This is a genomic window from Aminobacterium sp. UBA4908 (genome assembly GCF_002398115.1).
Taxonomy (GTDB): Bacteria; Synergistota; Synergistia; order Synergistales; family Aminobacteriaceae; genus Aminobacterium; species Aminobacterium mobile.
Map to the genome: position 1 here is coordinate 17,767 of NZ_DHCG01000009.1, position 23,700 is coordinate 41,466.

General features: G+C 42.7%; 20 protein-coding genes and 1 riboswitch. Of the genes, 10 read left to right on the forward strand and 10 right to left on the reverse strand.

The genetic code is table 11. The features are described 5' to 3' along the window. Positions 1 to 19: 19 nt before the first annotated feature. Positions 20 to 694 carry a protein-L-isoaspartate(D-aspartate) O-methyltransferase gene (locus tag B4J50_RS08220; RefSeq protein ID WP_286846442.1) on the forward strand — a complete coding sequence of 225 codons (675 nt, stop codon included), beginning with the start codon at positions 20 to 22 and terminating at the stop codon, positions 692 to 694. 38 nt (positions 695 to 732) lie between these two features. Here B4J50_RS08220 and B4J50_RS08225 read toward each other — a convergent pair whose 3' ends face one another. Together B4J50_RS08225 and B4J50_RS08230 are read right to left on the reverse strand one after the other, a co-directional pair. Further along, a complete protein-coding gene (locus tag B4J50_RS08225) occupies positions 733 to 2,598 on the reverse strand; it encodes a TonB-dependent receptor plug domain-containing protein (protein ID WP_286846441.1) in 1,866 nt (621 codons plus the stop codon). After that, complete coding sequence (locus B4J50_RS08230; RefSeq protein ID WP_156923406.1) at positions 2,591 to 2,752, reverse strand: hypothetical protein; 162 nt, start codon at positions 2,750 to 2,752, stop codon at positions 2,591 to 2,593. The genes B4J50_RS08225 and B4J50_RS08230 overlap by 8 nt, the downstream gene beginning before the upstream one ends. Then, a riboswitch (cobalamin riboswitch) is annotated at positions 2,711 to 2,867 on the reverse strand. It overlaps the preceding gene by 42 nt. A gap of 113 nt (positions 2,868 to 2,980) precedes the next feature. Here B4J50_RS08230 and B4J50_RS08235 point away from each other — a divergent pair. The 3 genes from B4J50_RS08235 to B4J50_RS08245 are packed head-to-tail and all read left to right on the forward strand — an operon-like array spanning position 2,981 to position 6,178. After that, positions 2,981 to 4,129, forward strand: a complete 1,149-nt coding sequence (locus B4J50_RS08235) for an ABC transporter substrate-binding protein (RefSeq protein WP_245587118.1) — start codon at positions 2,981 to 2,983, stop codon at positions 4,127 to 4,129. Continuing rightward, positions 4,126 to 5,127 (forward strand): iron ABC transporter permease, encoded by a 1,002-nt coding sequence (locus B4J50_RS08240; RefSeq protein WP_286846436.1) that lies wholly within the window; start codon positions 4,126 to 4,128, stop codon positions 5,125 to 5,127. Before B4J50_RS08235 ends, B4J50_RS08240 begins: the two co-directional genes overlap by 4 nt. 1 nt (position 5,128) lies before the next feature. Beyond that, positions 5,129 to 6,178 carry an ABC transporter ATP-binding protein gene (locus B4J50_RS08245; RefSeq protein ID WP_024823003.1) on the forward strand — a complete coding sequence of 350 codons (1,050 nt, stop codon included), beginning with the start codon at positions 5,129 to 5,131 and terminating at the stop codon, positions 6,176 to 6,178. Here the strand turns inward: B4J50_RS08245 and B4J50_RS08250 are convergent. The 3 genes from B4J50_RS08250 to B4J50_RS08260 all read right to left on the reverse strand — a co-directional run bounded on the left by B4J50_RS08250 (position 6,175) and on the right by B4J50_RS08260 (position 7,999). Next, a complete protein-coding gene (locus tag B4J50_RS08250; protein ID WP_286954072.1) occupies positions 6,175 to 6,897 on the reverse strand; it encodes an energy transducer TonB in 723 nt (240 codons plus the stop codon). The genes B4J50_RS08245 and B4J50_RS08250 overlap by 4 nt on opposite strands. 112 nt (positions 6,898 to 7,009) lie before the next feature. Further along, a complete protein-coding gene (locus B4J50_RS08255; protein ID WP_024823001.1) occupies positions 7,010 to 7,399 on the reverse strand; it encodes an ExbD/TolR family protein in 390 nt (129 codons plus the stop codon). A 3-nt stretch (positions 7,400 to 7,402) separates the two neighbouring features. Then, a complete protein-coding gene (locus B4J50_RS08260; RefSeq protein ID WP_286846433.1) occupies positions 7,403 to 7,999 on the reverse strand; it encodes a MotA/TolQ/ExbB proton channel family protein in 597 nt (198 codons plus the stop codon). 298 nt (positions 8,000 to 8,297) lie between these two features. On the opposite strand from B4J50_RS08260, the gene B4J50_RS08265 reads away from it, so the two are divergent. Beyond that, positions 8,298 to 9,704 carry a sodium-dependent transporter gene (locus B4J50_RS08265; RefSeq protein ID WP_286846431.1) on the forward strand — a complete coding sequence of 469 codons (1,407 nt, stop codon included), beginning with the start codon at positions 8,298 to 8,300 and terminating at the stop codon, positions 9,702 to 9,704. Between the two features lie 59 nt (positions 9,705 to 9,763). Here B4J50_RS08265 and speE read toward each other — a convergent pair whose 3' ends face one another. Together speE and B4J50_RS08275 are read right to left on the reverse strand one after the other, a co-directional pair. Next, a complete protein-coding gene (gene speE, locus B4J50_RS08270) occupies positions 9,764 to 10,615 on the reverse strand; it encodes a polyamine aminopropyltransferase (protein ID WP_286846429.1) in 852 nt (283 codons plus the stop codon). A gap of 38 nt (positions 10,616 to 10,653) precedes the next feature. Next, on the reverse strand, positions 10,654 to 11,853 hold the full coding sequence (locus tag B4J50_RS08275) for a type III PLP-dependent enzyme (RefSeq protein WP_024822997.1): 1,200 nt from the start codon (positions 11,851 to 11,853) through the stop codon (positions 10,654 to 10,656). 191 nt (positions 11,854 to 12,044) lie between these two features. On the opposite strand from B4J50_RS08275, the gene B4J50_RS08280 reads away from it, so the two are divergent. Both B4J50_RS08280 and B4J50_RS08285 read left to right on the forward strand, forming a co-directional pair. Further along, positions 12,045 to 13,016: an MBL fold metallo-hydrolase gene (locus B4J50_RS08280; RefSeq protein ID WP_286846427.1), complete on the forward strand. Its 972-nt coding sequence runs from the start codon at positions 12,045 to 12,047 to the stop codon at positions 13,014 to 13,016. A gap of 125 nt (positions 13,017 to 13,141) precedes the next feature. Beyond that, positions 13,142 to 14,110: a glucokinase gene (locus tag B4J50_RS08285; RefSeq protein ID WP_274532070.1), complete on the forward strand. Its 969-nt coding sequence runs from the start codon at positions 13,142 to 13,144 to the stop codon at positions 14,108 to 14,110. Here the strand turns inward: B4J50_RS08285 and B4J50_RS08290 are convergent. Continuing rightward, entirely contained in the window at positions 14,050 to 14,850 is an 801-nt protein-coding gene (locus B4J50_RS08290; protein ID WP_286846425.1) for a DUF2993 domain-containing protein, read from the reverse strand. The two genes, B4J50_RS08285 and B4J50_RS08290, sit on opposite strands and share 61 nt — an antisense overlap. Before the next feature lie 161 nt (positions 14,851 to 15,011). Beyond that, the gene (locus B4J50_RS08295; protein WP_286846424.1) at positions 15,012 to 16,985 is read right to left on the reverse strand and encodes an ABC-F family ATP-binding cassette domain-containing protein; all 1,974 of its coding nucleotides are present in this window, start codon (positions 16,983 to 16,985) and stop codon (positions 15,012 to 15,014) included. A 286-nt stretch (positions 16,986 to 17,271) separates the two neighbouring features. On the opposite strand from B4J50_RS08295, the gene B4J50_RS08300 reads away from it, so the two are divergent. Continuing rightward, positions 17,272 to 17,472, forward strand: a complete 201-nt coding sequence (locus tag B4J50_RS08300; RefSeq protein WP_024822992.1) for a cold-shock protein — start codon at positions 17,272 to 17,274, stop codon at positions 17,470 to 17,472. A gap of 95 nt (positions 17,473 to 17,567) precedes the next feature. Here the strand turns inward: B4J50_RS08300 and B4J50_RS08305 are convergent, their stop codons facing one another. Next, positions 17,568 to 19,259, reverse strand: a complete 1,692-nt coding sequence (locus B4J50_RS08305; RefSeq protein WP_286846423.1) for a DEAD/DEAH box helicase — start codon at positions 19,257 to 19,259, stop codon at positions 17,568 to 17,570. Between the two features lie 277 nt (positions 19,260 to 19,536). Between B4J50_RS08305 and B4J50_RS08310 the strand changes: the two genes are divergently transcribed. Both B4J50_RS08310 and B4J50_RS08315 read left to right on the forward strand, forming a co-directional pair. Further along, a complete protein-coding gene (locus B4J50_RS08310; RefSeq protein ID WP_286846422.1) occupies positions 19,537 to 20,598 on the forward strand; it encodes an efflux RND transporter periplasmic adaptor subunit in 1,062 nt (353 codons plus the stop codon). A 17-nt stretch (positions 20,599 to 20,615) separates the two neighbouring features. Next, complete coding sequence (locus B4J50_RS08315; protein ID WP_286954074.1) at positions 20,616 to 23,681, forward strand: efflux RND transporter permease subunit; 3,066 nt, start codon at positions 20,616 to 20,618, stop codon at positions 23,679 to 23,681. The last annotated feature ends 19 nt before the right edge of the window (positions 23,682 to 23,700 follow it).

A 23,700-nucleotide genomic window follows, 5' to 3' on the forward strand; every position in this document is an offset into this window, starting at 1 on the left:
CACAAGGGGGGTGGCGTTCATGACACATCTTGATTGGCGTAAAGAAGCTGATTTTATGGTAGCAACTCAAATAGAGAGTCGTGGAGTGAGAGATAAACATGTTCTTGCTGCGATGAAACGAGTTCCAAGACATCTTTTTGTTTTTCCCGAATATATTTCTCTTGCTTATTTTGATGCCCCTCTTCCCATTGGTAAAAATCAAACTATATCTCAACCGTATATGGTTGCTCGTATGACGGAACTTTTGAGAGTATCTAAAGGAATGAGCGTATTAGAGGTAGGCACAGGTTCTGGATATCAAGCAGCTATTTTGGAGGAAATGGGTGCCTCAGTTGTCTCTCTTGAACGCATAGAATTTTTAGCACAGAGGGCCGAAGAGGTGCTTTCGCAGCTCGGATATTCCGTAATGGTCGTTGTTGCTGATGGTCGACAGGGATATGCTCCGAAAGCTCCATATGATGGAATCCTTGTGACGGCAGCGGCAGATATAGTGGAAGAACCGTGGCAAGAACAACTTGCTATGGGGGGGCGAATAGTTTTGCCCCTTTCAATAGAACCAGGGTTGCAGCGTCTATTGGTAATGGAGAAGAAGGGAGAGGGGCTATGGTTAGAGAATTGGTATGACTACTGTCGCTTTGTTCCAGTCGTGTCGGGAATAAGTAAACAAGAGATACATGAGAACAACGACACTTAAGGGAATTAAAAAAGGCGGGGTTTCCCCCGCCTGAAGAGCTAGAAGCTATATCGCCATGTGAGGTAAACGCTTCGTTCGGGGCCGTAATAATTCCAACCGGCAGAATTATATGTAAACTCTTCATCAAAGAGGTTATAGCAGCTTAAGCGGACTGTATGATCACCAGATTTCCACTCAGTGAAAATATCTGTCTGGAAATAGTCGTCGCCGGGATTATAAAGTTTTCCTGTCCAATCCTTTTGAGCAGGGGTTGTAGATCGGTTGGCGACGAAGCTACAGTTTATTCCAGTTGTCCATGGACCGTTGTGATATGTGAGAGAAGACATAAATTGCCATTCCGGCAAGCCGTAGCTATTTTCCCAGTTTCCAGCATTCCCTTTTTTCTCCTGAGCTTTTTGCCACGTTCCAGAAAGACCGAAACTCCATTTCTCTGAAAGATTCCATTTGTGGCTAGCTTCAACTCCATAAGATCTAAAGTCGTCCATATTTTCATAGGTGTTACTGCGCCAGATGATTTTATCTTTCATATTAGAGTAAAAGATTCCGAGGCCCCAATTCCCAGAGTCATTTGCTCCTTTTATTCCCAGATCATAATTCCATCCTTTTTCTGGCTTGAGGTTGGGATTCCCTTTAGTTCCCCATGGACCATTTGCATGAAGTTCATACATGCTAGGCATAGCGAAGAAACGCCCGGCAGAAATATACCAGGCAGTGTTGTTGTTGAGCGGAAGTTGAAGGGTCATTTTGGGCATGAGTTCATTATAGTTGTCTGCGTTATCCTGGCGCCATATTTCGTATCGTAATCCAAGGGTTCCGATAACATCGCCAAAAGGACGAGAGAGTTCTACAAAGGGGGCGTAATTTGTCCGATCCTGGTTTATTTCAGGGTCAAAAGTAGATGGTCTGTATGTTGTTTCTTCTTTTCTATATGTCATTCCCCATGAAGCAAGAGTAGCGCCCCATTGGCTTCGTTTCCCAAACTCCGTAGTAAAAGCCCGATCTTTGTAATAGTTATCTTGATTTTGCTGGATATAATATCTCTGGTCGTTATAACCCATCAACACATAGTAGCTGTTCCCGTTGTAACGGAAAGAATGTCGCTGATATTGTCCTTTCTCTTTGTTAATATCTACTGGGACCATCCGGCCCGGAGTTTCATATGTGTTCTTAAATTCCCCTGTTTCACTTTTAAAATTCCAGTTTTTGCCATTGAGAGTTACGCCGTAAGCATTTTCTTTATAGTCGAGGGCATTGTAGATTTTTTCGGTCTGTTCAAGTAAGCGATGCTCTCCTTCTTCTTTGTGGGAATACCAGATGCCAGCATTGATTTTTTCTCCAGCACCCTCTCCTTGGACAAAGTACCGTCGCCAGTCATTAGGACCGACCTCTCCTTCTATAGTTATTCCCTCCGTGGCTTTCCGGGTAATTATATTAATAACACCACCGGCAGCCATGGAACCATAAGTAGCTGAGCCAGTTCCTTTGACTACATCAATGCGCTCAATGTTGGAAATCGGGAAATCTCGAAAATCAACAGAGGCAGCGCCAGCTCCATGGGATGAGCGGTAATAGGGAACGCCATCAACTAAAACAAGCACTTCAGTTACGTACCCTCTCATAGAAATTTGAGAGTTATTCGAATGACCAGTCTTTTGCTTTACATAAATTCCCGGTACATTCTGTTCAAGAATGGTTGCTAAATCTCTGGATCCGCTTCTTTCAATTTGGTCACGGGTAATAACGTAGGTTGGAGCTGGAACTTCTTCCAGGCTTGTCGCCAATCTACTCCCTGTAACTATTTCCTCAGGAACATCGTAGACTTTTTCTGCTCCTATTGCCGCTCCTGCCATAAAGACAAAAGTCGCAGCCATGCACGCCGCAATGAGTCCTTTCTTCTTAACCACCATAGTCCCCCCTAAAAATATAAAAATGGCGAGAAGCAAGGTTGACACGACAACCTCTTCTCGCCATGTATAAGGCTAGGAAGATAGTCATCACACCACGCCCTCGCATGATAATGACTCTTGTCTTCCAGCCGGTCTCCTGACTCCAGTTCATCCTCCCTCGTACCTTCCCAGTTTTCCCAGTGGTATTACGAGTTTGTCTCTGTTACAGTGGCGGGGCCGTTCTGGTTTCACACCAGATTCCCGAAGCTGGAAAACATAGATCCCTATTTGATTTTGTAGGCAATGATAGCGATAATTGGAATTGACCTAATCGCACATTTACTATTATACATATCTTACAATAAAAAAATCTACTAAGAGGAAATCTTTTGTGAAAAATATGAAAAAAATTAAATGGAATCTCTTTAATGTTTTACTTTGGGTATGGGGTTTTGTCCTTTTGTATCCCGTCCCTTCTTTCGCCTCTTCTATGGAACTTCAATATGCTAAAGGTTTTAAGGTGAGCAGAGAAGAGGGATATAGCATAGTCACTGTCGTCCAACCTTGGGCTGGAGCCCGGGAAGGGCAACAGTATCTTCTCGTATCACAGGGGGCCTCTATCCCTGAAAGGCTTGCCCATTTGCCAATTGTACATGTCCCAGTTCGACGAGTTATTACCACATCCATGACCATGCTCCCTTTTATAGAGGAACTTGGCGGAGCGGATGTATTTGTGGGGGTGGGAGGGAAACGATATGTATATTCCAACGTTATTCGTAACTCTGATCTCCCTGACGTAGCTGCTGATGCAGGGGCAGGATTGCGCCTCGACGTGGAAAAAATTCTTTCTTTACGCCCGGATGTCGTTTTTGTTTATGCGTATACGGCAACAGAGAAAGAGGCTGCGGATCGGTTACGGCAACTTGGAGTCCCCCTTGTTATTGCGTCAGATTATTTGGAAGAAGAACCTCTCGGTATGGCAGAATGGATTAAATTCGTGGGTTTGTTCCTGGGCGAAGAAGGGGAGGCAGATGCTTTTTTTCGGCGAGTTGCTGAACAATATAACTCTCTCGTACAAAAAGTGCGGGATATGACGAAGGAACGCCCTACAGTTATGGCAAATGCAGCTATTGGCGGGACATGGTATGTTCCAGGAGGACGAAGCTGGCCTGCTTACTTGCTTCGTGATGCAGGAGGCCGCTATCTTTGGTCTGACCTTAATCAGCGGGGAGGGGTCCCCATAGATTTTGAAAATGTGTTAGAACGAGCTATCTCCTGTGATTTTTGGATTAACGCTTCTTCATGGCAAAGCTTAGAGGACGCTATAACTGAAGATCCCCGTTATGAAACGTTTCGTCCCTTCAAGGAAAGAAGAATTTATAATAATAATGCTCGTGTGACGAAAAGTGGAGCTAACGATTATTATCAGCAGGGCATCATGCGCCCAGACTTGATTTTAGAAGATTTAATTGCTATTTTACATCCTCATTTACTGCCAAACCACGAGCTCTTTTTTTATCATCAATTGTCAGAGAGGAATATACCATGAAATATCGCCAGATGTTTCTTTTTGTGGCGCTCCTTGGGATCGGTGTAATTTTGGTAGCTCTTACCCTTTCTTTAGGATCTGTTTCTATCCCCTTTTCGGCTCTTTTACAAAGTCTTTTAGGGAGTGAAAGGGTCTCTGAGGAGTGGCGAGTAATAGTTATGGAATTAAGATTTCCTCGGGCCCTTACTGCATTTTTTGCTGGAGGAGCTCTCTCTGTGTCAGGTTTAGGGATGCAAACCCTTTTTCAAAATCCTTTAGCCGGTCCCTTTATCCTTGGTATTAACGGCGGAGCGAGTCTGGGTGTAGCAATGGCCACTTTAATAGTTGGGTCTTTGGCTAATGTAGGACTTGCTGGTGCGGCATGGTTGGGTAGCTGTCTTATTATGATGGCCATGTTGGCTGTAGCAGGTAAAATTAAGGATAATACTACTCTTCTTATTTTAGGTCTCATGTTTGGATATGCAGTGAGTGCTTTGGTGAGCGTCTTAATTCATTTCAGTACTCCAGAACGTATTCAACAATTTGTAGCGTGGAGTTTTGGAAGTTTTTCCTCTGTGTCCTGGGGGCAGCTTTCTTTGTTAGTACCTGCTTCTATTCTTGGTTCTGGCGCAGCTTTTATTATGGCAAAACCTCTCAACGCTCTACTCTTGGGAGAGTCATACGCATCTACCATGGGAGTCCCTGTAAAGAGGGTTCGTATCCTCCTCATAGCCCTAACGTCTTTCTTGGCGGGAAGTGTCACAGCTTTTTGCGGTCCAATTGCTTTTCTGGGGGTAGCAGTTCCTCATCTATGTCGGGGCGCATTTAAGAGCGCCGACCATCGTTTTTTAGTACCAGCTTGTGCGTTAGTCGGTGGGAATCTTGCTCTTTGCGCTGATTTTATAGCCCATGTCCCTGGTAGCTCTATCGTTCTACCTCTTAATGCTGTTACATCTCTTATAGGAGCTCCTGTTGTGGTATGGGTTGTCTTTCGGAGTAGAAGGAAGGAAGAGATGTAGCATGGATACTGTCCATCCTCCTCTCCTTACTGTGGAAGATCTTACCATTGGTTATCCTGTAAAAAAGGGATATTCCGCACCAGTTGCTCAACATATGTCTTTTACTCTGTGGCCTGGGGAGATCGTTTGTTTAGTAGGCCCTAATGGTGCAGGAAAAACTACACTCTTGAAAACACTTGCAGGAATTCTTAAACCTCTGTCTGGGATTTTGCAGATAAAGCAGCACAACATAAAGACCCTTTCTTACGTGCAGCGATCAGCCTTAATGAGTTTTGTAATGGCTGGCCGTCCAGATGTTCAGGGACTCACCGCTTTTGAGCTTGTCTCACTGGGACGCTATCCTTATACAAATTGGCGTGGTGAATTGGAGCAGAGTGATCACGACATTATACGTGCATCTTTGGAGCAGATGCAGGCATGGCATCTTTCTCGCCGACTCTTTTCCGAATTGAGCGATGGAGAAAGCCAGCGGGTCCTTATTGCTAGAGCTTTGGCTCAGACAACACCTATTCTTTTGCTTGATGAACCGACGGCTTTTTTAGATTTGCCTCGCAAAGTGGAGCTCTTATCTCTTTTGCGAAACTATGCCTGGTATGAGAAGAAAGGGATCATTTTGTCCCTTCATGACATAGACTTAGCCTTACGTTTTGCCGATCGTCTTTGGTTATTATCCCCAGAAGGAATTTCTTTCTCAGGTGTTCCTGAGGATTTGGTTCTTGCGGGAGCAATTTCTTCTGTCTTTTCAACAGAGAATATTCATTTTGATATAGGAACGGGGGAATGGAAGTTAAACGGAAACGGAAAGGGAAGTTCTGGGCGTTTTGTTGCTGTAACAGGTACGTCTAATGAACTTTTTTGGACTTGCCGAGCATTGAAGAGAAAAGAATATACGTTAGTTCCTCCTGAAAAAGCGAAAGTTTCTATCTTTATACGTAGCGGGGTAGATCCTTTTTGGGATCTTTCTTTCCCCGAGATGGGGGAGAGAAGGGTCTCCTCCCTTGCGAAAACCTTAGAGCTTTTAGATGAATATTTTAATAAAGTTCCCCATTAATCTTTGAGGGAAAAAATGACGGGGACTCTCACAGTTCCTGTTAAATCTTCAGTAAAAAGCCATTGTTTAATGGCAGTCAATGCAGCCTGATCAAGTCGCGAATAGGAGCTGGATTTCTCTATACGTACTGTTATGAGATCTCCTTTATGCACATGAGCGAGAAGGGTTACAGTTCCTTCTTCTCCTTTTCTACGGCTGATTAGAGGGTATTGGGGGTGTACGCGCTTTTTTATTGTTACAGATGAAAGCTCGAAGACGGAGGGCAATTCTCCATGTCCAGAGCCAACCCCACCTTTTTTGCAGAGCCCTTGGTCAGCGCTTATTTCCTCCCCTTTGCCATGTCCTTCTACTGTGCCAGCGGACGTTCTCTCTGCCTCCTTCTTTGCATCATCATTCATGTCTCCTTTTGTGTCCGAGCCAGAGAGGGTATGGGCAACAGTCGTAGTAGTGATTGTTCTTTCCTCCTCCTCTTTTTCTTTTGTCGATTTTTCGAGGTTGCGAAGGGCTGTTGCTTGCTGTGCTTGTTGCTCTTTCTTGTTTTCAATCTTTGAGATTTGTTGTTGAGGTGCAGACAGAAATGTAGGGGATAGCGTTTGCATGGAAGATAAATGCGCATCTTCTATCTTTTTTGAAGGTTGAGAGCCTGCTCCTATTGATCTATCCTCAGCACGTTCTGAACATTGCCCCGGTTTCGTTGTTTTGACAAGCGTAACTATCATAAGCGGCTCTGAGGATAGAGGTTCGCTCGGTGGCAATTTGGGCAGGCAAAAAAACAGAAGAACATGTAAGAAGAGGCTACATAGAAGAGGAGGAACAAAGCGTTTTGCCATACTAATCCTCCTGAAGGGCTAACCCTACAGACTGGATCCCGTTTTGATTGAGACGAGATAGGAATGACGCTACATGTCCATAAGAAATGCTACGGTCCGCTGCAATTAAAAGAGTTTTCCCTGCCTCCTGCGCCTGTCTCGCCAAGGTGATGAGATCCTCTTCAGAGACAGCGCCCTCTTCCCAGAAAAGAGTCCCCTCGGAATTTATTGTTATGTAAACAGCGAGAGCGGCGTCTACAGTAGATGCCTGTCCGTTTGGAAGTTGCACTCTTATCTGACTTTGCCCGAAAGTTGTCGTAAGGACAAAGAAAATAATAAGAATAAAGAGAATATCAATAAGAGGGGTGATATCTATTTCAGGCAAACGGCTGCGAGTCGACCGAAAAGTCACTGTTTATTCCCCCGCGTGGTGGGAGCGCGTGGTTTCTATAAGTTTCTCCCGAATCAGAAAATCGGCACCCCTAAAAAGTGTTTCTTCTTGGTCGTCTATTCGAGAGACGAGAAATGTGTAACCCAGAACAGTTGGAACAGCCACGCTGAGGCCAGCAACGGTAGTGAGGAGCGCTTGCCAAATGCCACCAGCTAAAGAGATCATCGGTGCTTGCCCTGCGGTAGGCAAACTCCTGAAAATCTCTACCATGCCAAGAACGGTACCAAGTAGCCCTAATAAAGGAGCAACGCGGGAAATAGTGCCGAGGAGAGTGAGCCCTTTCATCCAACGAAAGAGCTCTCGACGTATCTGTTGCTCAAGTAAGAGTTTAAAAGCTTCCGTATCAACTTGCCAATGGGTAACAGCAGCAGAAAAAAGGCGGTGAAGGGAAGATTTTCCACCTTTTGCTATTTCCACAGCTTGTTGAGAGTCATTGTTAAACAGAGCCTTGCTGAGAGCTAATTCTAACGCTTCGGCATCTGTAGAAGCTCTTTTGAAAAAAAAGAGTCGCTCGATAAAAATAGCAAGAGCTACAATTGAAAGCCCCAATATAATCCACATGAGAGGCCCTCCTGCGTTCATAAATTCCATTTCGCTCACCTCATCGTTAAAGAAATCTCTCTGGTAAGTATGATAAATCTCTGCCATATTGTCAAAGACTGGAAAAATCTCTAAAAAAGGTTGACGAAACACAATTACTGTCTTAAAATTCAGTACAATTTATCCCCTCAGGAGTACTTTAATCCCCTAAATAAAAACTCATGAGGATTTAGTTTGAGGCTATTCATTCCATATCGTGATGCGTGATATGGAAGCCAATTTTTATTCTTTATATATTTTATCGAGGGAGTGGTTCATAGTGGAGAACACGGGTAAGCCCAGAGAAGGCTTTTCGTCAGGACTCGCAGTCTTTTTCGCCTCTTTAGGGTCGGCAGTTGGTCTGGGTAACATCTGGAAATTCCCCTATTTGACAGGGTCAAATGGTGGCGGCGCTTTTCTTTTTGTCTATTTTATATGCATTCTTTTTGTAGGCATACCAGTCCTTCTCTGTGAGTGGTATATAGGCCGGCGTACCCGACACAATGCCATAGGTGCTTTTGAAAGTTTAAAACCAGGATCCCTTTGGAAGGGAGTCGGCGTAATGGGGGTCCTCTCGGCCTATCTAGTTATGTTCTTTTATACATGTGTTGCAGGCTGGGTTTATTTCTATTGCTTCAAAGCTCTTACAGGTGCGTTTGCTTCTATTAGTGCCGAGAGTGTTGAGGGGCTTTTTGGTGAGGTTATTGGGGTAGGGACAGCTGGGCAGTCTTTCTTTTCGAAGGCTGTTCTTTCTCCTATCTTTTGGCAGTTTATAGTGCTTTGTGTTGTTGGATTTGGCATCTCTATGGGTGTGCGCGGTGGAATAGAGCGAATTACTAAGACTCTTATGCCGCTGCTTTTTGTTCTTATCGTAATTTGTGACATCCGGGCCCTAACTTTGCCTGGCGCTGGAGAGGGTATTCGATTTCTTTTTCATGTAGATTTTTCTCGGATTACCCCTTCAGTGGCCTTAAGCGCTTTGGGGTTAGCTTTCTTTAAATTGTCTCTAGCTATGGGTATTATGATCACGTATGGTTCTTATTTTACCGAGGATGTTCACCTTTTTAAAACAGCTGGGAAAATCGCTTTTTCAGATACGCTCGTCTCTATGTTGGCGGGACTGGCCATCTTCCCAACAGTTTTTTCTTTTGGAATGGAGCCATCGGCGGGGCCTGGCCTTCTGTTTATGACTATTCCGCTGGTTTTCTCAAAAATGCCCTTTGGAACGGTTTTACTTGCCGCTTTCTTTTTACTAACGTCTTTTGCTGCTACAACGGCTCTTCTTTCTCTTATGGAAGTTCCTGTAGCTTTCTGGTCTGAAGAGTTCAAGATGTCTAGAAAGAAAGCAACATTTATGAACTGTCTTTTTATTGGACTGGTCGGTATTACTGCGACTCTTTCCGTAGATAGTTCAAGTCTGTTAGGTGGAATAAAGCTTTTTGGAGATGGATTCTTTGATTTTTATGACCATTTATCCTCTAACATTATTATGCCTCTTGGAGGATTGCTTATTGCCATTTTTGTAGGATATTTTTCAAAAAAAGAGGACGTGGCGTACGAACTTTCGAATCATGGTACCCTTGAGAACGGTTTTTATGTGCGCTTTTTCTCTTTTGTTATACGCTATGTTTCGCCAGCATTGCTTGTTATCATTTTACTAAATACCATTGGTATCATATCTTTTTAGATAAGGTCTATTGTAAAAAAGAGAAGGGGCTTGATCCTAGGATCAAGCCCCTTCTCTTTTTATTTATCATGAAGAAGATCCTTTAAAAAAGGAGGCAAAACAAAAGCTGCTTTGTGAATGTCGCGAGTGTAATATTTAGTTCCTTCTGGCACGGTGTGCCTTGGAGTCGATGGGTCGACTTCTTTCGAACCGATAGTATATGTCCACATCCCTGATGGATATGTAGGCATAGCTCCCCAACACAAGGATGTTATTGGATAGACACTTTTCATGTTTTTATATGCTTCTATCATAATCTTCGTATCGGAGAATGGAGACTCTGTCTGGGCAATTATTATCCCATCTTTCTTAAGAGCCTTTTTCACCTCTTCATAAAAACTCGATTCGAAAAGTCCTGCGGCAAAGTCCACAGGGTCTGTACTGTCGACAATGGCCACGTCAAAACATTCAGAGACGGAACGTATATAGGATAAAGCATCTTCAGAACGTATTTCTGCTCTAGGGTCATCCATAGCGCAACTAAGAGTAGGAAGATATTCCTTTGCTGCTTCAATAACGTCGCTATCAATATCGATGAGGACAGCTTTTTCTACGTTTTTATGTCGAAGAACCTCGCGAAGAACCCCACCGTCTCCCCCTCCTACTATAAGTACGTGTTTGGGATCGGGATGGGCACAGAGAGGGATATGAGCCATCATCTCTGAATAGCAGAATTCCTCTCTTTCCCCTATTTGTATAGCGCCATCAAGAACAAGCATCCGACCATACTCTGCCGTTTCCACAAGCAGGATTTCTTGGTAATCGGATTTCTTGTTTACAAGTACGCGATTTACCCTTAAGCTCAACTTCATATTTGGAGTCTGCTCTTCCGTTAGCCATATCTGGTTAAATCTTTTCCCCCGGCGTTCCAAAAAGCACCATCTCCTTTCGATGTTTTTGGCCCTGTGCGTTACTTCTCCTTATGAGACCCCCGAGGTAAGATGTAAGCTGCCAGAGGTGGGAACCCATTAAAGTAAATAGACGAGTAACTTTGAGTATAGGCACCAGTAGTAAAAATGTAGACACGGTCACCTTCCTCTAAGGTTAATGGCAGTTCATATTTTTCTTGCTCGTAAAGGATGTCCATACTGTCACATGTGGGACCGGCCAATATTACTTCTTGAGTCAACCCTGTTTTTTCTACATAAATCGGGTATTTAATCGATTCATCCAATGTTTCAATAAGCCCACCAAACTTGCCAACGTCGAGATAGACCCAACGATATTGATTATATTCAGATTTTCTTGAGACAAGAACTACTTCTGAAACCAAAACTCCTGCATCGCCAGCCATATAGCGGCCGGGCTCGAGAAGAATTTCGGGGAGGTCTTCACCAAAATCTTCCTTTAGATAACGAGTTATTTCAGTGCCGTATACATCAGGGCCGACGGTAGGGTAAATATATTTTGAAGGGAACCCTCCGCCCAAATTGATCATTTTAAGCTTTATCCCTTTTTCAGCTACTGCATCAAAAAGGTATTTGCATGTGGATATGGCATGGTCCCATTGACCCAGGTCTCTCTGTTGAGAACCCACGTGAAATGAAACTCCATAGGGAACCAATCCCAACCCTTTCGCCATAATAATAAGCTTGTAAATAGTGTCAGGATGGGCTCCGAATTTCCTGGAAAGAGGCCAGTCGGCCCCGCTTCCATCAGTGAGAATCCGGAAAAAGACCTTAGAGCCGGGAGCATTTTGGGCGAGCTTGTAGAGGTCGTTTTCCGAGTCTGTGGCAAAAAGGCGAACTCCTTTTTCATATGCATAAGCAATGTCTTTTGCTTTCTTAATTGTGTTACCATAACTGACACGATCCGGTGTTGCTCCAAGGGCTAGAACCTGATTCAGCTCATAGACTGAAGCAATATCGAAACAGCTGCCCTTTTCTACGAGCAGCTTCACCACGTCATCAAGCGGATTAGCTTTTACAGCGTAATAAATTTTCGCAAAGGGCATCCCTTTTTGAAGAGAGTCGAACTGCTCTTCTATCTTGTCTAAATCCACAATAAGACAAGGGGTTTCTTTGTTGCCAGCAAAAGCCTTTATTTCTTCGAATTTCTCTCGGGGCATATACCGCTCGATATCAAATTCGTAGTGACGGGATGTTTCCACTGCAGCACCTCCAGTAAGAAAATTTCTGTTTATATTTTATAGTAAAGGTACGAAGATTTTTGCGCAATAACATAGAGGGAGTCTTTCCTTGACAGAGGCTTTTCATTCTCCATAAACTATATTTGTGCGCATTGAATATAAAAAGATACATGATTTTTTTAAAAAAAGATAGTCCTTGGGAGGAAAAAATAATGATGAACTTTTACCCTATTGATGCCTCTTTAGCTACATTTCATCGTGCGTTGGAATTTGAAGGAGGAACGTTAGATCTTATCGATCTTCCTCTTTCTCTCCCTGGCTTTAGCCACTTCCTTTCGTCGTGGCTTCTTCGGGATGAGAAAAAGGGAAGAACCATATTAGTAGACCCAGGCCCGACGTCCACTCTCCCAAAACTTTTAAATGCGTTAAAGAGCGTGGGTGTTTCGTGTATAGATTATATTGTTTTAACCCATATCCATATAGATCATGCCGGCGGAGTGGGAAACTTATTAAAATATTTCCCTGAGAGCAAAGTCGTAGCTCCAAATAGAGGGGTAAAGCATTTAATAGACCCATCTCGTCTTCAAAAAGCTAGCCTTAAAACATTGCGCCAAGTAGCTTTGGAGTATGGAGAAATGACAGCTGTACCTGCAGATGCTATCATTCCGCGTGAAGATCTGACAGATATTCTTTTTGTGGATACTCCAGGGCACGCCCCCCATCATCATTCCTTTTATTATCCTTTAGAAGGTGAAAATCCTTTGCTTTTTGCAGGGGAAGCTGCAGGTGTTTTTTGGGGCGATATGGAAGGGAAGCAGTTTTATATGCGCCCTACAACGCCGCCGAGATTTTTCTTCCATTCCGCTATGGATTCCATTAAACTTCTCTTAAGAAGACCTTGTTCGTTACTACTTTATGCTCACTATGGAATGGTGCGTCATGGGGACCTTTTTTTAAAGCGGTCATTAGAGCAACTTAATGAGTGGAGAGAAAAAGTGAAGAGAGAGGAAGGGGGGGCGCTTCCTGATCTAGTTGATCGTATCTTAAAAGAAGATCCTTATGTGGAAAGATTTTATGAAATGTCTGTGGATGAGCAGCGTCGAGAGCGATATTTTATTACTAACAGTCTTCGCGGGATAGCAGAAGGGCTCGCTGACGAGAAAAAAGAAGGAGCTTCTTCATGAAAGAGAAAATGACTCGGTTCTTTTTGATTCTTTTTTTTATAATTTTTATCGCATGGCTTCAAGTGTATCTGGCCAGATTTTTGAGTTAAGAGAGGTGATAAACCACGAAGATTTTAGCGGCGGATATAGGTGGGACTACGAGTCGACTGGGACTTTTTATGATTGGAAGGGAAAGCATCGAATTGGAAGGTTCTTTAGAACTGAAAACTGCGGCATTTTCTTCTTTCTTTAACCTTTTAAAAAAAGCAGCAGAGATAGACCTGCGGTTTTCCTTGGCGCAGGTTCAGGGATGTGTTTTTGCTGTCCCGGGGCCGTTAGAAGATGAAGATGTGGTTGTTCTTACCAATGTAGAATGGACTATACCTGTGGCAGTTCTTCGTAAGCAATACCCACAGATTTCTATAGAGGTAGTAAATGATTTTGTGGCCCAGAGCTATGGGTGTCTCGCTGCTCAAGCTGAGGATATGGAAGTTGTACAATATGGGGTTCCTCGAAAGATGTCTCCTCTTGCTGTGATAGGAGCGGGAACGGGATTAGGGCATAGTGCTCTCTTCCCTTGGAGAAACGAAGAGTATATTCCAGTTGCTTCTGAGGCTGGGCATACCCTCATCTCTTTTTATGAGAAAGAAAAAGACTTCGAGCTTTTTCTGAAAAAACGATTGAGTGTCCCCTATATAACAAAAGAAATGGCTGTTTCTGGGAGGGGGCTTTCTCTGCTTCATTTATTTCTCACCGGTCGAGAGCTATCTTCTCCTGCTGTTGTGGCTGAAATATCCTCTACATCACTTACAACTTATTTTTTTGCTTCGTTCTATGCCAGGGCTTGCAGAGATTTTGCATTGACGATACTCCCCATGCATGGTCTCTTTATCAGCGGAGGTGTTGCCGTTTCCAACCCGTGGTTAGTCAATAACGATTTCTTTAGAGAAGAGTTTAATTTCTCTCTTACTCATTCAAGTCTTTTATCTCGCATCCCACTGTATGTTTTGCTTAGAGAGGATATGGGACTATGGGGTGCGGCGCGATATGGGTACTATCGCTTTAATTTGGGCGAGCAGACCACAGGGTCAGAAAACCCCTTTTCATATTGGTAGATGATGCCGTCAAAAGGTTCTGGCTCTCTGGAACTCGAAAGAGTTATGGACGTATCATCATAGGATATGGACGTTAACTTAAGGGGGAAGACAAAACGGCTTAAGTCAAGAAGAGGCTGAATTTGGGATACGGCCTTTTCCGTAATGAAAGCTGGGATGTCTACTCGATTTACCCGTACTGTATATTGGTCAAGCCATATTTGTTGAAAATCTACGATCTTCAAACGACTTTCTATCTCTATAAGGATATCAAGTTTAAATAACATTCGGACCAGATAATAACCTTTAGCATATATTCCACCAGGATGAATATCGAGCTGAAGGTTGTGCCAATGATCGTCGTCTCCGAATTCTTTTTGTAGAAGATTCTGGTTAATGTCGTTTTCGTCAATGATTCCTTTGGCGTGAATATTCAATATCTGCTCTACTTCAGGGCCGTCTTCACCCCATGTGTGAACAGGAGAGAGCTGGATCCCCGAGCCTCGTATAACGAGGCTTTTAATTCGCACCCCACCTATAACAGCTCCCTTAAGATCCATGTAAACGTCGCGAATATACCCCTCTTCTCCAGGCTCTTCGTCGAAAATCATAACCATTTTTTCAGGATCTAGTTGTTTTATAAAATGGTATTGAAGTTTTTGTCCCGGTGTCATAACGGGCAGCGTAGCCGCAAAACCTGTGTTAACGACCAATAATGTTATAAAGAAACATATTACAAAATAGAGGGGAAATCGTCTCATTGCATATCCTCCTTAAGAATCACAACTATGTTCCTTGTAAGTATTCTATCATTAAGAAGTAATATGCGAAGTATCTCTTGGGTTTTATAGAGACCTGAAAAAATTATAAAAAATCATAAAAAGGGGCGATTCGTCTAAAAGGATCGTGTCTTTTCATAATTTTAAACAGACGAAGTGTTTTCTTCTTCTATTGCCTCTAGCTTTTCCATAAGGACTTCCCACTCCTTCATCTTTTCCTCAAGTTGGGTTTCAATGAAATTATGTCTTACCATAACTTCTTGGACAGCCTCCGAATTTATTAGAAAATCTGAAGAACAAAGTTGTTTTTCAATTTCTGCTTTCTCTGACTCCAGTTCTGCTATGGATTGTTCCAAAGGCTCGAGAACTTTATTAACTTTCTGCTTTTCCCGATAAATTATATTACGTATCTCTCCTTCTTTCCGTCTCCTTTCTCGCTCATTTTCTTTGTTCGTATTGCTGGCTTTAGCCTCTTCATTCATCAATGCTACTTTCTCTGCTTGAGAAAGAGCTTTTCGTTTCTCAATGAAATAAGAATAATTGCCGGGATAATCGTAAATTTGCCCATCCCGAATTTCAATAACACGTGAAACCAGGTTATCGAGAAAGTATCTATCGTGAGAGACGATGATCAACGTTCCACTGTATTCCATTAATGCCTGCTGAAAAATATCACGTGTACGCATGTCCAGATGGTTTGTTGGTTCGTCAAGGATCAGCAAATTTGTTTCTTTTAAAAGAAGCTTAAGTAAGGCGACTCGGGACTTTTCTCCTCCTGAAAGCACGGATATAGACTTATAAATATCATCGCCGCAAAAAAGAAAGGCACCAAGGAGATTCCGTTTTTCTCCATCAGAGCCAAGATAACCAGTATGAGATATTTCTTCCCAGACAGTGCGCTTGTAATCGAGGTTCTGAGCGCTTTCCTGGGAGAAAAATCCCATTTTGACATTGTAACCGTAGAGAACCTTTCCCTCAGTGGGAGGTTCTGCCTTGCTTATCAGTCGTGATAAAGTTGATTTTCCTGCTCCATTAACTCCGACTAAAGCAATTTTTTCACCACGAGTTACATTGAACGATATATCGCTGAAGACCCAGTGAGCATCATACTGCTTTCCTGCCCTTTCTACAGAAAGGACATTATGTCCACTTCTGGGGCATGGTGGAAAATGAATGGCTATAGCCCGTTCCTCGCTGTCTAATTCTACGAAGTCCATTTTTTCAAGTTGTCGAATTCTACTTTGAACCTGAGCTGCTTTTGTTGCTTTATAACGGAAACGCTCAATGAAGATTTTTGTCTTCTCGATCTCTTCTTTTTGTTTTTTGAAAGTTCGCTCTAACTCTTCTTCTTTACGTGCTTTCTCTTCTAGATACCACGAGAAATTCCCTTTATATACGGTAATAGTTTTGTTAGAAAGTTCGGCAGTAACAGAACAGACCTTATCAAGAAATCTCCGGTCATGGGAAATAGCCACGAGAGTTCCGTTAAAGGAAAGGAGCCATTCTTCGAGCCATTCCATACTTTCAGTATCGAGATGGTTGGTAGGTTCATCAAGTAGAAGAATATCTGGTGCGGAAAGGAGAAGGGCCGCTAAAGATATCCTCATTTTCCATCCGCCAGAAAACTCACTGCTTTTACGGTGGATGTCTTCATTGGAAAAACCTAATCCTTTCATGACTTTCTGAGCCATAGCAGAGAATTCATAGCCTCCCTGCTGTTCATAGCGGTGAAGTATAAGATCATGATGTTTTAAGAGCTGGTAATATTCTTGCCCACTTTCCACAGCCTGAGTAATAGCCTTTTCAAGGGCTTTCAGTTCTTTCTCTGTTTTGTAGACACCGGCCTGTTTTTGTAGGTACTCTAAGAGCGGAATGTCTTCTATTTCCACAAGATCTTGGGGCAGATATCCTATACGGCAATCTTTAGGAAAGAATACATTCCCTTCATGGGGTTCTATAGATCCCATGAGGATTTTGAAAAGAGTAGTCTTTCCGCTACCATTGTTTCCTACAAATCCAGTTTTAGTTCCGAAAGGAATTATCCAATTTAGTTCTTTATAAAGAGTTTGTTCTCCAAAAAAATGGGTTATGTTTGACAATTGAATCAATTTTTTCACCTTTTCATCTATTCTGCGGCTGGAATTATATCACGAGAGATAATAGATCGATGACATTTCTTTTTTGAATACTTTATAAGGCTGTTTGCTGAAGTTTAAGACAAGTGTATTATAAAAAATGTCTGCTAAAAAAGGAATGTTGTCGAATTTTCATTGCATGCTTAAATTGTTTAAGGTGCGCAAAACGTTAAAGATTGCTTGACAGTATTTACTAAATCGGGTATTGTCTAACAGCCGAAATATACAGAAACGGCTCTATATTCAAGTACTAGGAGGCTTCTCTTTTATGGCTCAGGGCACAGTGAAATGGTTTAATGATAGTAAAGGGTATGGATTTATTACGACCGATGAGGGAAAAGATGTCTTTGTCCATTACAGTGCTATTCTGGGGGATGGATTTAAAACATTGAGCGAAAACCAGCGGGTTTCCTTTGATGTAACACAAGGAGACAAGGGACCGCAAGCTGCTAACGTTCAGAAGTTGTAGCCTTTCTTTAAATCATTCATCGAAAATAGTAAAAAGGGTTGCCAAACGGCAACCCTTTTTTATTTATCTCTTCTATATATCTTTACTTTTAACTTTTATCTTTTTTCTTTTTTACGGTGCCGGAAACCTTTGTTTGCTTTTTTCTCTCCGCCTTTTCCCCCACCTTTGCGAGAAGACTTTCGTGTCTCAGAAAGAGCTTCATGCAGTAATCCTTTTTCTACAAGTTTATTCCCGTATCGTCGATATTCTTTCTCTGACGTAGGTAAAAGTTCTACCAACGAATGGTCATCTTTTAGGCGGATTGCTCCAACTCCAGATTTTTCGATATGGAGGGTTGAACATATAATCCGCAATATTTTGCCTACATCCCAGCCGTGGCTCCTGCCTCTTTCCAAACGGATAACAAAAGCCGATGAACACAGTTCTTCCTTGGGGGTGCGAGAACGTTTAGGTCTGTTAGCATCTTTGAGCTCTCGTTCTAGTTCTGTTGTTAAAGGGTATCCGAATTGTTTACGGGCAAAAAGTAGGCCAAGCAAACGTGCTGTCAACTTCTGTGAATCATTATTGCTAAGAAGAGCGTCAGCCCACTCTAAGTACTCTTCTTGTTCATAATGATCTGCAGTAAGAATTTTTTCTTCGTAGGCTTCTCTCTGCTTATGCCGTATATCTTTGGGATCCGGCACATTTTTCCACGTAAACTTGATCTTAGGCCCTACCATGCGTTTAAAGTTTGAAGCCTCTTTAGGAGAAAGGACGAGCAAATCCCGACCTTCATGTCCGGCTCGGCCAGTACGACCACTACGGTGTACGAAAGTTTCTCTGTTATCAGGGAGTCCCATCTGAATTACGTGAGAAACTCCTTGTATATCCAAACCTCGTGCTGCTACATTTGTAGCAACGAGAAGGGGTACTCGACCACTTCTGAACTGCGAGAGAGCGGTGTTCCGTTCTCTTTGAGTCATTTCGCCATGAAGACACACTGCTTGAAAACCTTCATCGTGAAGTCGTCGGCTTAAATCCACTGTCTCCACCCGTGTATGGCAGAAAATAATGGCTCTAACAGGTTTCTCCCATAAAATAACATTTACGAGTCCTTCTTCCTTATGTTTAAAAGGAACAAGGTAGACCTCATGCGTAATGTCTTCGTTGGCCTCCCCTTCTTCTGAAAGAGAAATAAACAAGGGGCTTTTAAGGAACTTCTTAGAAAGAGAATGTATCTCTGGGGGCATAGTTGCTGAGAAAAGCCATGTCCTTTGGCAATTCACAAGACTTTCAAGTATAGCTTCAAGTTCCTCTCTGAAACCTAAATCGAGCATATGATCCCCTTCGTCGAGAACTACAGTATGTATATCTGTAGTAACAAGGGTTCCTCTGCGTATATGATCAAGAACCCGCCCTGGGGTTCCTGTTACAATAGCGGATCCGTTGCGTAAAGATCGGATCTGTTGCGACATATCCATGCCGCCTACAAGAGATGCTACAGAAAGATCTAGATAATCACCGAGCCAGCAGGCTTCTTTCCATATTTGCTGAGAAAGTTCTCGAGTGGGAGAAAGAATAAGAATATTGGAGGAGCGGTCGCCTCGAGATGTTTCTTGCAATAAGGGGAGAAGGAAAGCTAGGGTTTTTCCAGATCCGGTACGTGCTCGAACGACAATATCTCGTTCGGCAATGTCTTCTGATAGAACTCGGTCTTGTACAGGTGTAGGTGTTGTAAAACCTTTCTCTGCCAAGGCCCGTAAAAGTTCTGGCCGAAGGCTGTATTCTTCAAAATAGTTTTGTTCCATAAATGTAATAGTGCCTCCCGTTTCTATTGGGGCATAAAAAAAGTGACCCGTCTGCAAAAAGAGGGCCACTTTTTACTATCCCTTTCTTATGCTCTCCTATTATGCAGATGTTTTACTCTTTGTCAACTCTTGTCCTCCCTTATTTTGCAAGTGGGCAAAACGTTCCTTGACAGCCTTGAAATTTTTAGAATATTATACCGTTAAGGGCGTTTATAAAGTTTATACTTCCCCAGCTCTGAAAGAGGAGTTGATGAGACAGAGGAAGTGAGTTTTCGTCATGAGGATTCGTTTTTTTATAGGGGTGGTGGCGGGGCTTGCTATAGTAATTGGAATCTTCCTCTTGTTGCGATTATGGGCGAATGGAGATAAAGAAACACTTAAAGTAACAACGCAGCAGCAAGCTATTCCAGTGATGTCTTATAAGGTGGAAGAGTCTCACTGGGAATATTGGAAATTATATTATGGGAAAATTCGCCCAGTCTCTGAACAGACAGTTACGGTATATGTCAGGGAATATGTGACAACTGTATATGTGGATGTTGGAGATCAGGTGGAGCCTAATCAAATTCTTGCCGAACTTTCAAATATAGCGCAATCTTCGGATTCTGCGTCTAAACTCGCCGATTATGAAAATGCTCAGAGAGATCTTAAACGTAAAAAAAATCTGTATGCGTCAGGAGGGATTTCTCAGCAGGAGGTAGAGCGGGCGTTGGCTCTTGTAGCTGAGAAAAAAGCTCGTCTTGAAGAGGCGCAGATGTTGTTAAAGCGCACATTAGTTCGTTCCTCTCTGAAGGGGGTCATCTTCTCGAAAAACATAGAAGTAGGCGAGATAGCGGAGCCAGGGCAAGAACTTTTTCGTTTGGGGAACCTTGAACATCTTGAAGTAGAGGTCAATATTCCTTATCCGGATATAGAGCACTTTACTCCTTTCACTCAGTGCCAGATACTGCAAAATACAAATATTTTACGAGGTGTAGTGAAGAGAGTGGATCCTGAAGCACTAGCGGATATTGGTATGTATCGGTGCCTTATTTCTCTCGAGAAAGGTGTCTGCCTTCCCCCAGGTTCTTTTGTAGAAGTGAAGGTTCGATTGGATGCCAAAGACGGAGTTGTAGCTATTCCTGACGATCTTTTACGCAGAGAGGGAAAAGACGTTTATGTCTTTCTTATAAAAGAAGGGAGGGCGGTGCGAAGAAAGGTTGTTACGGGAGAGAGTCAGAATAGTTTAATAGAAATAAAAGAAGGGCTTGATGAAGGGAGTTTCCTTGTGAGGGAAGGCTTGGATAAGATCTATGACGGGGCTCTTATTCAGGTCATTGGAAAAAAGGACCAGCTATAATGCTTGGTGGTGGTATCATGAAATTGATACAGATATTTATAAACCGTCCCGTTTTTACAAGTGTAACAGTTTTAATAGCAGTCGTTCTTGGTCTATATAGTTACGCAAATCTTGGAGTTGCTCTTGTTCCAGAAGTAGATATTCCGGTTGTCACAGTAAGCACTACTTATCGAGGAGCGGGACCTTCTGAAATAGAACTGCTTGTGAGCAAACCTGTTGAGGATGCGGTGGCTCAGGTAGAAGGAGTAAAACGTATCCTTAGCTACTCTCTTGAGGGGGTTTCCTTTGTAGTTATAGAGTTCGAATATGACGTTAATGTTTCAGATGCTACCGTCAGCGTTTCTAATAAAATTAAAACTATTTCTGCTTTATTGCCAGAAGATGCTGAGGATCCTGTAACCGAAAAATTTGATATTAATGCCTTCCCGTTTATGACTATAGCGGTAACCTCTAACCTCCCTTCTCAATATGCTTACGATGTTGTAGAAGATAAAATCCAACGACGTTTAACGCAAATAGAAGGGTTAGCGCGAGTCGAAATACTAGGCGGTTTAAAGCGCGAGATACATGTATATCTAGACCCAATAAAGCTCTATCAATATAGAGTCTCTCCCCAGAAGGTAGCAGAAGCGATTCAAATGGGAAGCCGAAACGACCCTTCTGGCCATATTGTCCAAGGTCGAAAAGAATTTTCTGTGCGAGTTTTAGGCGAAGCTCAAAAGGTTGTGGAGCTAGAAAATATTTATATTTCTCTCAAAGGAGCTATTGCCGTGCGCCTTGGAGATTTGAGCAGAATACTAGATACCACAGAAGAACGGAGAGGATATGCGAAGTACGGAGGGAAAGATGCCATTCTTCTCGACTGTATATCCAGACCTGGAAGTAATGTAGTGGATCTAAGCTCTTGTATCAGACAAACGCTGGATGAACTCCGCTCTTCATTACCAGAGGGATTTGATATAACTATTACTGATGACATATCTTCTTTTGTCAAAGAAGCTATTCACAATGTGTTTCGCGACATGGTGGTGGGCATTTTTCTTACAGGACTTGTATTGTTTCTTTTTTTTCAGCGTCTTTCTCTTACAGTGGTAGTAGGTATCGTTATGCCTACAGCAGTTGTTTCTACTTTTATCCCCATGTTTATGACTCACATGACGATGAATATGATGAGTACTTTGGGTATTGCCATCTCCATTGGCATTTTAGTGAATAACTCCATTCTTGTTCTCGAAAACATTTCCAGGTACAAAGATCTTGGCTTCTCATCTTTGGATGCGGCGGAGAAGGGGACAGAAGAAATTGCGCTATCTGTTTTTTCGACCACAGCAACAAACCTTGGAGTCTTTATTCCGGTCATTTTTATGAAGGGCATTGCGGGCCAGTTTTTGAAGGATTTTGCCATAACTATCGTTTTCTCTACGCTCTTTTCTCTTTGGGTAGCGATGACGCTGACCCCGATGGTCATGGCTCAAGTCCATTACGAAAAAGCTCCCTCCTCTTTAGAGCGAAAAATGACATCTTGGTGGATTGGGCCTTATAACAGATTTGAGGCAGGACATCGTTCATTTGTAAAGGGAACATTACAATATCCTTATGTCACTATAAGTTTTTTTATATGCCTTTTCTTGTTTTGCCTCTTCTTAATTCCTCGTTTGGGAGTGGAATTTATTCCTAAGGTAGATCGAGGCGTAATGGAGATTACATTAGAACTTCCTTCGGATGCCTCCTTGACTTATACAGAAAAAATCACGGGAGAAGTGGAAAGATACCTTCGTTTTTTACCTAGTGTAGAAGCGGTAGAAGTAGCTGTTGGAGGAAGTGGATCTGAAACCGGAGTGAATAGAAGCCGTTTGAGAGTGCTTCTTACAGACGATCCTCATCGGCCGAGCTCTTTTATGCTGGCAGAACAACTTCGAGGCTACTTAAATTCTATCCCTGATGTACGAAGCAGCATTAGCGCTTCAGTGAGTGGAGGGGGATCCCCAGGGAAGCCTATTCAGATTATTGTCTCTGGAGAAAGTATAGAAACCCTTAATATAATAGCCTTTCAAGTTGTTGATATTATGAAAGAAACTTCTAACGTAGTTGATGTAGACACGAACTGGAGGTTAGGGCGGGCAGAGTATCGTATCTCTCCTGTGTCGTGGCGACTTGGCTATCTCGGTCTTACGACAGAAGCTGTGGTTGATACTGTTCGAAATTACATTACTGGTACGAAGGCAGGCATCTTCAGGGAGGAAGGGAAGGAGTATGATATCCTCACAATTCTTGATCCTCTACATGCCGATGCCATAGCAAAAATACAAGATTTCCCCTTGCCGTTCAGAGAAGAATTTATCCCCCTTTCCTCAGTGGTAGATCTTAGTTACGGTACGGGCCCCACAAGTATATTACGCTCAGATCGTAACCGAGCTATTACAATATCGGCTAATGTAAACAACCGGAGTGTCGGTGATGCTTTCTCAAAGATACAGAAGCGTGTTCAAGATATTTCTCTACCTCAAGGATATAAATTTTCATTTGCAGGAGAAGTAGAAGATATTAAAGAAAATTTTGCCTACCTTTATTCGGCTTTTGCCATGTCTGTCATTCTCACCTTTCTTATGATAGCGGCTATTCTGGAATCTTATCTTTTTGCTCTTATCATAATGATAACGCTACCTCTTTCAGCCATTGGTGTTATTCCAATTCTTTTTATAACAAGGACGGCAGTCTCTCTTTACGGACTTTTAGGGATGATTATGCTTGTGGGCCTTGTAGTAAATAATGCAATTATTATCATCGATTATGGTGAAAAAAGGAGAAAGGAGGGTATTGAGCCTTTTAAAGCCATACAAGAAGCGTGTGCGGTGAGACTTCGTCCCATTGTAATGGCAGATCTGACATCAATTATAGCTATGCTTCCCCTTGCTTTAGGTCTGGGGGAAGGTGGGCCATATAGGGCTCCAATGGCTATTGTTTCTATAGGTGGTCTTGTAGCCGGAGGTACGCTCGCTCTTTTTGCTGTACCCCCTATTTATATCTTATCTTGGCGATTTCGTTACTGGTTTCATGAAAGGCGAACATCTACCTCCGTATAATGGCGGGTTGATTGTATAG